We start from the raw sequence: 10,872 nt of genomic DNA on the forward strand, positions 1-10,872 counted from the left end.
ATCAGTCCTTCAGGTGTCACGCGACCGGCCTGCCCTGGAGTTCGGGGAAGCGGGCGCTGACAACATCCCAGATGGCTGCTTCGAGGGCTTCTTCATCCTGCTCTGCGGAGATTACGACGCAACGCTCGGTATTGTGACGGGCGATGTCGAGAAAATTCTCGCGCAGCCGCTGGTGCCAGTCCAGCTCTTCCTTCTCGAACCGGTCGCCGGTCAATTGCAGGCCATCTTCGACGGCGCGCTGCTCGACGCGGCGGAAGGCAATGGCCGGGTCCATGTCGAGAACAATGGTCAGGTCCGGGGTGTGACCGTCCAGGGCGAGATTCTCCAGCGCGTCGATGAGCTTGTCATCGACGCCGCCCGTCAGCCCCTGATAGGCGCGCGTGGAGTCGCAGAAGCGGTCGGAAATGACCCAGGTGCCCTTTTCGAGATTGGGCGCGATGAGCTGGTTGACGTGATCGAGCCGGGCCGCGGCAAACAGCACGGCCTCGGAGCCGGCGCCCCAGGCTTCGGAACGTCCCTGCAGGATGAAGGAGCGGATCGCTTCGGCCTTTGGCGTGCCGCCGGGCTCGCGCGTGCGCACCGCCTCGATGGCATGATGGGCCAGATTGTTCAGTAGACGCCGGACCTGGGTCGACTTACCAACCCCTTCGCCCCCTTCGAAGGTGATGAAGCGAGCTGGGCGTCGATTTGGCGCTTCGAGCATGAGCAGGCTGATTCCTTGATCCGGGTCTCTTTTAGGACACCTGCGCACATGGGAAAAGGGAGGAGCCGACTTTGCCCGCTGTTCAAGCACGGCTCTCGTGGCCTTTTGAGCCTAGAACTGGTCTACCGGACTAATTTTGCCGCTACGCGGCACGGCTCAAAGCCAACCCAATGCCAGTTGCTTCAGGGCATCAGTGGCGCGACGGATCAGATCGCCCTGGCCAATGTCTTCAGCGGCGTAAAGAGGTGCGGCCTGCACAAGTTGGTCATTGCAGAAGACCCTGAGTTCTGCGATCCGGTCGCCCTGGCGCACCGGTGGCAGGAGCGGGGCCTGATAATTGACCGTGGCCGACAGGCACTGGCGCGAACCGCGCGGCAGATAGAGGGCGATTTCGCCCTGCCCGACAAGACCAACATTGGGTTTGGCGCCGCCATAGACATCGGCATAGGCGACAATCTGGTCATCAGCGAAGGGGGTGAAGCGCTCGAAAGCACGGGCGCCCCAGGTGAGCAGCTTGCGCGCCTCTTCTGTACGCTCACGCATGGAAGTGAGGCCATGGACGACGGCGATCAGGCGACGGTCACCCTGATCCGTCGACGTCACCGATCCGTAACCAGCCGCTTCCGTGTGGCCGGTTTTCAGACCGTCCACACCTATGCCCATTTCCACGAGCGAATTGCGGTTGGCCTGATTGATACCGTTCCACTCCATCTCAGGCTCTGAAAAGTAGTGATAATACTCCGGAAATTCGCGGATCAGGTAGCGGCCGAGTTCGGCCAGATCGCGCGCCGTGGAATACTCGTTCGGGTCGGGCAGCCCGGTGGAATTGGTAAAGTTCGAGCCTTCGAGACCGAGATCGTTGGCCAGCTCATTCATCATCAATGCAAACGTCGCCTCAGAACCGGCAATGCCTTCTGCCAGGACAATGGCGGCATCATTGCCGGATTGTATGATGACGGATCGTACAAGGTCTTCGACACGAATCTGCGAATTGAGCTCGGCAAACATGGTCGAGCCGCCGGAGGCGGCGCCACCGGTGCGCCAGGCGTTCTCGGAAACGAAGAACTCATCGTCCAGGCTGACACGCCCTGCCCTGATCTCATTGAACACGACAGCCAAAGTCATCAGCTTGGTCATGGAGGCCGGCTCAAGGGGCGCGTCGGCTTCCTTCTGGAAGATGACCGTACCGGATTCGTAGTCCATCAGGACTGCAAACTTTGCCTTGGTGTCGAATTCGGCCTGGGCCAGTGCTGCTCCGGCAAGTGAGAGCAGGGCAAATATGGCGATCAGCACTCTCACGGCGCAGTTCCCTTGCAATTGCGATATCGACGCCGAGATTATCGCGGCGCAATATAGACGCAATTAATAGAGAATTGCGTCAGTCAGGCCAAGGTCTCGGGCAAGATCAAGCGCGTCCTGACTTGTTGCACCAGCCTTGAGGTGGGTCAGTGTCAGTTTGGTTGCGGGGCGCCCGTTGACCAAGACTGGTTCTTCGGTGACCGCGCCGACACGGGCAAAGTCCTGCGCCAACGCGGCCGCATTGCCCGGATCAGCAAAGATGCCGAGCGTGAGATGAATTTTTCGTGCGTCGGCGTCGACCGAGCCCGCCCAATCGGCGAGTTCAGCATTGCCGCTTGCCATAGCGTTGGCGGCGGCATGAGCCGAGCCGACGGCGGCGTCGAGGTCCTGCGGGGACGCTTCCGCATAGGAGAACAGGCCACTAATGAAATTGGTGGTCATGCCGACGAGACTGCGATTGCTCTGCCCGCCGGAACTGGCGACGCGGATCGGGCCGCTGTCATAGTCGGCGGGGCCGCTATAGCTGGCCACCAGCATGCGGGTATCGTCACCCTCGAGCGGGGCCTGGCCGATATATTCGACATGAACGCTGGTCGAGCCCTTGTTGACATAGCCCAGCATGGAAGCGGCGCGATAACTCAAGTCGATGATGCGCCCCGAAACATAGGGTCCGCGATCATTGACGCGAACGATCAGCGAGCGGCCATTTGCCGTATTTGTCACGCGTACATAGGATGGCAGCGGAAGCGTGGGGTGCGCGGCGGTTATCGCATTTGCGGAAAAAATTTCGCCATTGGCGGTTTTCCGGCCATGGAAATCGGCGCCGTACCAGGAGGCCGACCCTGAAGCAGAATAGTTCGGGTCGTGCTGGGGCACATAGGTCTTGCCGCGCACAGTGTATGGCTTGCCAATCTGGTAGCGCCCACCGCCCTTGGGTGGGTTTGGATTGGACGTCACGCGCGGCGAGACGGCGACCCCATACTCGCTTGAAGTGAAGGCAGCGCGTTTGACCGTTGGGCCGAAATTGCCCGTGGCGCAGGCGGCCAAGGAAGGGGCGATCAGAGCGGCCAGGGCAATGGCTCGAATGGCGCTTCGCCAAGTGGTCGTCACGATACGCAATACCCTATATGAACAGAACTTTTCTGGCCGAAGGATAGCGGCTTTGTTGGCCGGCTCACAGAAAGGAACAATTTTACGGTTTAGGGGAGGTTAAGGCCAATGAACCGTTACTTTGCCGACCGAGATTGCTGGCGTTTTCTCCATCGGACCTGAGGGGCAACAAGGAATGTCACCCGGCGCGGGTTGACTGATATAAAGATATCTTTATGTGATTACGCAGCGCTGATAGAGTGCCCGCCTGTTGCAAGAAAGTGAGGACGGCGATGAGCCCCTCCCCCGATCAGAACACCGACACGCCCATTATCCCCGACTGGCACGAGGTCCGCGCCGCGCTGGCGCGTGCCATGGAGGAGCGAATCCTCATTCTGGATGGCGCCATGGGTACGATGATCCAGCGTCTGGGCCTGACGGAAGAGAACTTCCAGGGCGAGCGGTTCAAGGACTGGAGCCACCCGCTCAAGGGCAATAACGATCTGCTGGTGCTTACCGAGCCGAAAATGATCGAGGACATTCACCTCGAATACTATCTGGCCGGGGCTGATATCGTCGAGACCAACACCTTTTCCGCGACATCGGTGGCGCAGGCGGACTATGCCTGCGAGGAGGCGGTATACGACATCAATTACCACGGGGTGCTGTGCGCTCGGCGCGCGGCTTTGCGAGCCGAGGCCCAGGATGGCCGCCGTCGCTTCGTGGCTGGCGCCCTTGGGCCGACCAACAAGACTTCATCCATGTCCACGGACGTCAACAGCCCAGGTCACCGGGCCATTTCGTTCGACGAACTGGTCGAGGCTTATGGCGAGGCCATTCGCGGCCTGGTGGATGCCGGCGCGGACCTGCTGCTGTTCGAGACAATTACCGATACGCTCAACACCAAGGCCGGTATCTTTGCCGCGCAGAGGCTGTTCGAAGAGCGCGGCATCGATGTGCCGATCATGATTTCAGGCACGATCACGGATCTCAGTGGCCGCACCCTCTCCGGGCAAACGCCGACGGCTTTCTGGTATTCGATCCGGCACGCCAATCCGATCACCATCGGGCTCAACTGTGCCCTGGGTGCCGATCTGATGCGGGACCATATCTCCGAGCTCTCCTCGGTCGCCGACACCTTTATCTGCGCCTATCCCAATGCCGGGCTGCCCAATGAGATGGGTGCCTATGACGAGACACCGGAGCAGATGGCCGGGCAGTTGGAGACATTTGCCAGCGAGGGGCTGCTGAACATCGTGGGTGGGTGCTGCGGCTCTACCCCGGACCATATCCGGGCGATTGCAGAGACGGCCGCGCGTTATGCGCCGCGCAAGGTGCCCAATGCCGAGCGACTATTGCGCTTATCCGGGTTGGAGCCCTTCACGCTCACCAAGGACATCCCCTTCGTCAATATCGGCGAGCGCACCAATGTCACCGGCTCGGCCCGGTTCCGCAAGTTGATCACGGCAGGCGACTACACCGCGGCGCTCGATGTGGCGCGCGACCAGGTGGCCAATGGCGCCCAGGTCATCGACATCAACATGGATGAGGGCCTGATCGACAGCCAGCAGGTGATGATCGAGTTCCTCAACCTGCTTGCCGCCGAGCCGGACATCGCCAAGGTGCCGCTGATGATCGACTCTTCCAAGTGGGAGGTGATCGAGGCGGGCCTGAAATGCGTGCAGGGCAAGGCGCTGGTCAATTCCATCTCGCTCAAGGAAGGCGAAGAGGCGTTTATCCATCACGCGCGACTGGTGAAGGCCTATGGCGCGGCCGTGGTGGTGATGGCGTTCGACGAGACCGGACAGGCGGACACCAAGGCGCGCAAGGTCGAGATCTGTGCCCGCGCCTACAAGATCCTGACCGAGGTCGTCGGCCTGCCACCGGAGGACATCATTTTCGATCCCAATGTCTTCGCCGTGGCGACCGGCATTGAGGAACACAATAATTACGGCGTCGACTTCATCGAGGCGACCAAGGAGATCACCGACAGCTTGCCCCATGTCCACATTTCGGGCGGCATTTCGAACCTGAGCTTCTCGTTCCGCGGCAATGAGCCGGTGCGCGAGGCGATGCATGCGGTATTTTTGTACTATGCCATCCAGAATGGCATGGACATGGGCATCGTCAACGCGGGCCAGTTGGCGGTTTACGAGACCATCGACAAGGAACTGCGAGACGCATGCGAGGACGTAATCCTCAATCGGCGGCCAGATTCGACCGATCGGCTGCTGGACCTAGCCGAACGCTATAAGGGCCAGGGTGGCGGGGCCGGCAAAGCCAAGGACATGAGCTGGCGCGAATTGCCGGTGGGCGAGCGCATTACCCATGCGCTGGTCAACGGCGTGACCGAATTCATCGAAGCCGACACTGAAGAGGCGAGGCAGACCTTTGCGCGGCCACTCCATGTGATCGAAGGCCCGCTGATGGCCGGGATGAACGTGGTGGGGGACCTGTTCGGCTCGGGCAAGATGTTCCTGCCGCAGGTGGTGAAATCAGCCCGTGTGATGAAGCAGGCCGTGGCTTATCTCATGCCGTTCATGGAAGCGGAGAAGGACGCCAATGGCGATGCCGCTGGCCGCAAGAGCGCGGGCAAGGTGCTGATGGCAACGGTCAAGGGCGATGTGCACGATATCGGCAAGAACATCGTGGGTGTCGTGCTGAGCTGCAATAATTACGAGATCATTGATCTGGGCGTCATGGTGCCGACCCAGAAGATCCTGGAGACCGCGCGGGCGGAAAACGTCGATATCATCGGCCTCTCCGGTCTCATCACGCCCTCGCTGGACGAGATGGTGCATGTTGCTTCAGAGATGGAGCGCGAAGGGTTTGACATTCCCCTGCTTATCGGCGGGGCGACGACCAGCCGCGTGCATACGGCGGTAAAAATTCATCCGCGCTACGCGCGCGGTCAGGTCGTGCATGTCAATGACGCCAGCCGCGCGGTGGGCGTAGTCTCGAACCTGCTTTCGGATGAGACCAAGGTGACGTTCATCGAGCAGGTCCGGGCCGAATATGCCAAGGCTGCGACCGCGCATGAGCGGGCCGAGTCCGAAAAGCGCCGCTTGCCGCTGGAAACGGCCCGCAGCAATGCGTTCAAGCCCGATTGGTCCGGTTATACGCCCCCTGCCCCGAACTTTCTGGGCACGCGCAGTTTCACGGATTTCGACCTCTCAGAGCTGGCGCGCTACATCGACTGGACACCATTCTTCCAGACCTGGGAGCTGAAAGGGCGGTATCCGGCCATTTTGGACGACGAAAAGCAGGGCGAAGCGGCACGCGCCCTGTGGGCCGATGCGCAGAAAATGCTCAAGCAGATCATCGACGAGAAGTGGTTTGCCCCCAAGGCCGTGCTCGGTTTCTGGCCGGCCAATGCGGTGGGTGACGATGTGCGCCTGTTTACCGATGAAGACCGCCAGAGCGAGTTGGCCACCTTCTTCACGCTGCGTCAGCAGTTGAGCAAGCGTGATGGCAAGCCGAACATGGCCCTTTCGGATTTCGTGGCGCCTGCGGACAGCGGAAAACCCGACTATATCGGCGGCTTTGTGGTGACGGCGGGGATCGAGGAAGTCGCGATTGCAGAGCGCTTCGAACGCGCCAATGACGATTACTCCTCCATTCTGGTGAAGGCCCTGGCCGACCGTTTCGCCGAGGCTATGGCGGAATATATGCATGAGCGGGTGCGCAAGGAGTATTGGGGTTATGCCCCGGATGAGGCCCTGTCGCCCGACGAACTGGTGGGCGAGCCCTACCAGGGCATCCGTCCGGCACCCGGTTATCCAGCCCAGCCGGACCACACCGAAAAGACCACGCTGTTTGAGCTGTTGGACGCAGAGAATAGCGTGGGTGTGAGCCTGACCGAGAGCTATGCCATGTGGCCGGGGTCATCGGTCTCGGGCATTTATCTGAGCCACCCCGATTCATACTATTTTGGCGTTGCGAAGGTGGAGCGCGACCAGGTGCTGGACTATGCGCTGCGCAAGGGCATGGATGTGGAAGAGGTCGAGCGCTGGCTGGCGCCGATCTTGAACTATATCCCGGGCCGGGTGGCGGCGGAGTGATCGGTAACAACGATGTCACGCATTGACCCGATCCCGGTGACTTTGATCTCTGATCCCGGAAAACTGGTGCCGCTCGACGGCGACACAGCGTTGATCCGGCTGCCGGCCAATTCGGGACATGGGCACGCGGACGGAGAGGTTTGTATCGCGTGCTCCGGTATCACCGATGTGCGGGCACTGCTTTACAATTTGCTCGAAGAGCACCGGCGAAATATGCGCCCGGCGTTTTCGCGTGTGGTGGTGGATGCCAGCGCCGTGTCCGACCCAGCCCAGGTGGTGGCGGCGCTGACTGGCAAGCTGCCCGCGCAGGCATTGCGGGACCATACGGTCGCGCGGATGTTTTCTCTGGCGGGCTGAAAGCAAATCCATCGAGCCTGTGGAGCCTCCCCTCACCGTCTCGGCTGCGCCGGGCCACCTCTCCCCAAGGGGGAGAGGAATTGCCGCCTACCCCAGAAATGGCACCAGCGGTGTGTCGGCTCTGAGATAGAGTGGGTGCTTGGGTGAGCCGTCGGCATTTGTCCCGAAGCACCATAGCTCTATCCCGTCGGCTCTCAGCGCTTGGACCAGTTCCCGACCTGCCGATGCCAGCGCATTGTTTAGCTTACCGTGGCAGAGGACGACACGCCCGGCCTCGCCAGCAGCTTCGCGGATCGTGGGCAGGTTCGCCGGCGACACCGCCTCCACGCCGGGTTGAACCAGCATCTTAGGATGCGTTGCGCGGTAATCACCGACATTGCATTTGACCATGCCGGCAAAGCCCTCGCGGCGGGCGAAATTCCACTCGCGGGCGCAGGTCGGGTCGTCCACCGTGGCGTCGGCGGTGGATGGGTTCATCCCGATGAAGACGATGTATTGGTCCGGAAAAGTCTCGCCCAACCAGCGCCGCATGCGCTGGCGATAGCGGCCATCCTCACTCATCATCGCGTCGCCACGCACGCCCTCGCCGAGGCGCAGGCGAACCTTGCCGCCCGGATCGTGTGCCAGATCATTCATGCCGTCAGGTCACCCGGCGGGATGAGGCCATTTATCAGCGAGGCAGTGGTGATGGTGTTGGCGAGGAGGCACGCAATGGTCATGGGGCCAACGCCGCCCGGTACCGGGGTTATGGCAGCGGCGACTTCGGAGGCGGCAGCAAAATCGACGTCGCCGATCAGGCGCGTCTTGCCCTCACCTTTTTCCGGCGCCGGCATGCGGTTGATGCCGACATCGATGACCGTCGCCCCAGGCTTGATCCAGTCGCCCTTAATCATGTTAGGGCGACCGACCGCCGCAACCACGATATCGGCCTGACGGACGATTTCGGGAAGGTTTCTGGTGCGCGAATGGGCGACCGTGACGGTGCAATTGTCGCGCAAGAGGAGCTGCATCATCGGTTTGCCGACGAGATTAGAGCGGCCGATGATGACGGCATGCTTGCCCTCAAGCGAGCCGAGTGCATCGCGCAGCAGCATCAGGCAGCCCAGGGGCGTGCAGGAAACCGGGCCCGGCAGGCCGATCTGCACCTTGCCGACATTGGCGGGGGTGAAGCAGTCGACATCCTTGGCCGGATCGATGGCTTCGATGACCTTGTTGGGGTCGATATGCTTGGGCACCGGCATCTGGACGAGAATGCCATGCACGGCCGGATCGCCATTGAGCTGGTGCACCAGGGCCAGCAGATCGGCTTCCGGCGTATCTGCCGGCAATTCGTGTTTGAACGAATTCATACCGACTTCGGCGGTCTGCTTGGCCTTGGACGAGACATAGACCTGGCTGGCCGGGTCTTCGCCCACGATCACCACAGCAAGGCCGGGGGTGACGCCGTGTTCGGCCTTCAGGCGCGATACATGGCCGGCAATGCGGCCACGCAGATCTTCGGCAAAACGTTTCCCGTCGATGATTTTTGCGGTCATATCGGCCTCGATCTGTTTAACTGCCACTGGCGGGCGGAGGACCCGCTTTTGCGCTTCGACATAAGGGATGTAGGATGATCCGTCCATTGCTTTGGCTGCCACTATTGGCCGTTTGGACATTGCCCGCTGCGGCACAGGAGGCGTCGCCGGAGAAGCGGGCACAAAAGTTGCACGCCCTGTCCTTTGGGGAGCAATGCCATTCCAACGGCGGCTATCTGCCCGATGACCCGATCGAGAGCTGGACCTTCAGCTACGTGCCGAGCTGGAGCGAGGGAGCGGAGGAGGACAAGGAGGATGTGACCCTGGTGCGCATCTTCTGTTCGTCGGGCGCCTATAATGAGACGCACGTCTATTATCTACTACGCGAATATGAGGGCATGACATCGGTCGGCTTTGCCCAGCCCGCCTTCGACGTGAAGTATGAGAACGACGATTTCGATGGCGCGGTGGAGGCGATCACCACCGTGGGCATGAGCGCGACCGGGCTGCTGGTCAATTCGCTATTCGACCCGGAAACCCTGAGCATCGATTCATTCTCGAAATGGCGCGGGCTGGGGGATGCCAGTTCATCGGGGAAATGGGTGTTCCGCGATGGCGCCTTCGCGCTGGTGCATTTTGCCGTGGATGCCAGCTACGACGGGGAGATGAACCCCGAAGTCCTGGTGGACTATCCGGGAGACTGAAGGAGGCCCCCTTGGCTGATCAGGAAACCAAGCCGCATACGGGGGAAGTCGAGATGTTTCTCGGGCAGGTTGAGAGCGAGCGGAAGCGCGCCGATTCTCATGTGCTGATCGAGATGATGAGTGAGATCAGCGGAGAGCCGCCTGTTCTATGGGGCACGATGGTCGGGTTTGGGCAGTACCATTACAAATATCCCACCGGGCACGAGGGTGATTCTTTTCTGGTGGGATTCGCCCCGCGCAAGGCGGCGTTCAGCATCTATCTGATGGGTACATTTACTCCCGAGGAGAAAGCGCGGCGCGAGGCGCTGCTGGCGAAGCTGGGCAAGCATCGCATGGGCAAGGCCTGCCTTTATGTGAACAAGCTCAGTGACATTGATCTCGACGTGCTCCGGGAGCTGGTCGAAATCTCGATCCGCAGGATGCGCGCGACCTATCCGGCAAAATGAAGGCCGCCACAGCATTTCTGCCGGGCGGCCTCTTGGGGATGCGGTCCACCGCGCTGTTGAGGGCTTGGGGGACATGCGGCAAACCACTTCCCGCTCATCGGTTGCATGGGTCGTTTGCTATGCCGATGAACTGGGTGAAAGATGGTGGGCAATTGCGGCGAGAAAAGAGCGGGTCACCGAAGTGTGAATATCGTGACCGGCGCGATGGGCCCTGTTGCCAGTCCGCTAGATTCCGTCTGCGCCGCCGTCGCATTTCGGGCAGCGCCGAAGGTGAAAATCGGAGCCGTTTGCGCCATAGACATGGCCACACTCGTTTCGCTGACACTGCAAGGCCCAAATGTACTGATTGTGGTCAGTACCTTTGAAAGCTGTCTTGAGCAGCAACCGCTGCCCATTACGGTTGAGATCGCCAATTTCGGCCAAGCCCCTATCCTCCTAGTGACGTATTTGTCCGTTGAGCCTTAGGATGGTAGCCCCTCGTTGAGAAGCCGTCATGTGCCCCCTATATTGGCGGGCATTGAAAGAGACGATTCCAACATACCGCCGCCCGATCCGCGGGACGGCACCGAGGGGGGAGTGTCAGGATTTCCGTGTGTGGTCGGGCATAGTGGGTAAACAAGGAGTCCCCTATGTCTCGACGCAAAGAGCCTGCAATCCCCAATGAGCTTCTCGACCAACTGCTGGCAGGCGGCGCTGCCA

At 60.8% G+C, this 10,872-nt stretch carries 9 protein-coding genes; 4 read left to right on the plus strand and 5 right to left on the minus strand.

The window, feature by feature from the left end:
* Positions 1-16 precede the first annotated feature (16 nt).
* From tmk to DDE76_RS20020, 3 genes are all read right to left on the minus strand, one after another.
* On the minus strand, positions 17-703 hold the full coding sequence (gene tmk, locus DDE76_RS06350) for a dTMP kinase (protein ID WP_104894373.1): 687 nt from the start codon (positions 701-703) through the stop codon (positions 17-19).
* A gap of 156 nt (positions 704-859) precedes the next feature.
* Complete coding sequence (locus DDE76_RS06355) at positions 860-2,002, minus strand: D-alanyl-D-alanine carboxypeptidase family protein (RefSeq protein WP_245891816.1); 1,143 nt, start codon at positions 2,000-2,002, stop codon at positions 860-862.
* Positions 2,003-2,065: 63 nt separating this feature from the next.
* Positions 2,066-3,112, minus strand: a complete 1,047-nt coding sequence (locus DDE76_RS20020; RefSeq protein ID WP_281261855.1) for a septal ring lytic transglycosylase RlpA family protein — start codon at positions 3,110-3,112, stop codon at positions 2,066-2,068.
* A gap of 272 nt (positions 3,113-3,384) precedes the next feature.
* On the opposite strand from DDE76_RS20020, the gene metH reads away from it, so the two are divergent.
* Complete coding sequence (gene metH, locus DDE76_RS06365) at positions 3,385-7,152, plus strand: methionine synthase (RefSeq protein ID WP_104894374.1); 3,768 nt, start codon at positions 3,385-3,387, stop codon at positions 7,150-7,152.
* Between the two features lie 12 nt (positions 7,153-7,164).
* On the plus strand, positions 7,165-7,509 hold the full coding sequence (locus DDE76_RS06370; protein WP_157955686.1) for a P-loop NTPase family protein: 345 nt from the start codon (positions 7,165-7,167) through the stop codon (positions 7,507-7,509).
* A gap of 87 nt (positions 7,510-7,596) precedes the next feature.
* On the opposite strand, the gene DDE76_RS06375 is transcribed toward DDE76_RS06370, so the two are convergent.
* Both DDE76_RS06375 and folD read right to left on the minus strand, forming a co-directional pair.
* Positions 7,597-8,145: a DUF1643 domain-containing protein gene (locus DDE76_RS06375; RefSeq protein WP_104894376.1), complete on the minus strand. Its 549-nt coding sequence runs from the start codon at positions 8,143-8,145 to the stop codon at positions 7,597-7,599.
* The gene (gene folD / locus DDE76_RS06380) at positions 8,142-9,044 is read right to left on the minus strand and encodes a bifunctional methylenetetrahydrofolate dehydrogenase/methenyltetrahydrofolate cyclohydrolase FolD (RefSeq protein ID WP_104895045.1); all 903 of its coding nucleotides are present in this window, start codon (positions 9,042-9,044) and stop codon (positions 8,142-8,144) included. The genes DDE76_RS06375 and folD overlap by 4 nt, the downstream gene beginning before the upstream one ends.
* 74 nt (positions 9,045-9,118) lie before the next feature.
* Between folD and DDE76_RS06385 the strand changes: the two genes are divergently transcribed.
* Complete coding sequence (locus DDE76_RS06385; RefSeq protein WP_104894377.1) at positions 9,119-9,727, plus strand: DUF1176 domain-containing protein; 609 nt, start codon at positions 9,119-9,121, stop codon at positions 9,725-9,727.
* Between the two features lie 11 nt (positions 9,728-9,738).
* Positions 9,739-10,173: a DUF1801 domain-containing protein gene (locus DDE76_RS06390; protein WP_198650852.1), complete on the plus strand. Its 435-nt coding sequence runs from the start codon at positions 9,739-9,741 to the stop codon at positions 10,171-10,173.
* Positions 10,174-10,872 lie beyond the last annotated feature (699 nt).

The organism is Devosia indica (assembly GCF_003056405.1).
GTDB classification, from domain to species: Bacteria; Pseudomonadota; Alphaproteobacteria; order Rhizobiales; family Devosiaceae; genus Devosia; species Devosia indica.

What these genes read in the sequence shown, in the direction of transcription:
- DDE76_RS06370 (WP_157955686.1), top strand. Translation starts at nt 7,165, where the DNA reads ATGTCACGCATTGACCCGATCCCGGTGACTTTGATCTCTGATCCCGGA.
- tmk (WP_104894373.1), bottom strand. Translation starts at nt 703, where the DNA reads ATGCTCGAAGCGCCAAATCGACGCCCAGCTCGCTTCATCACCTTCGAA.
- metH (WP_104894374.1), top strand. Translation starts at nt 3,385, where the DNA reads ATGAGCCCCTCCCCCGATCAGAACACCGACACGCCCATTATCCCCGAC.
- DDE76_RS06375 (WP_104894376.1), bottom strand. Translation starts at nt 8,145, where the DNA reads ATGAATGATCTGGCACACGATCCGGGCGGCAAGGTTCGCCTGCGCCTC.
- DDE76_RS06385 (WP_104894377.1), top strand. Translation starts at nt 9,119, where the DNA reads ATGATCCGTCCATTGCTTTGGCTGCCACTATTGGCCGTTTGGACATTG.
- folD (WP_104895045.1), bottom strand. Translation starts at nt 9,044, where the DNA reads ATGACCGCAAAAATCATCGACGGGAAACGTTTTGCCGAAGATCTGCGT.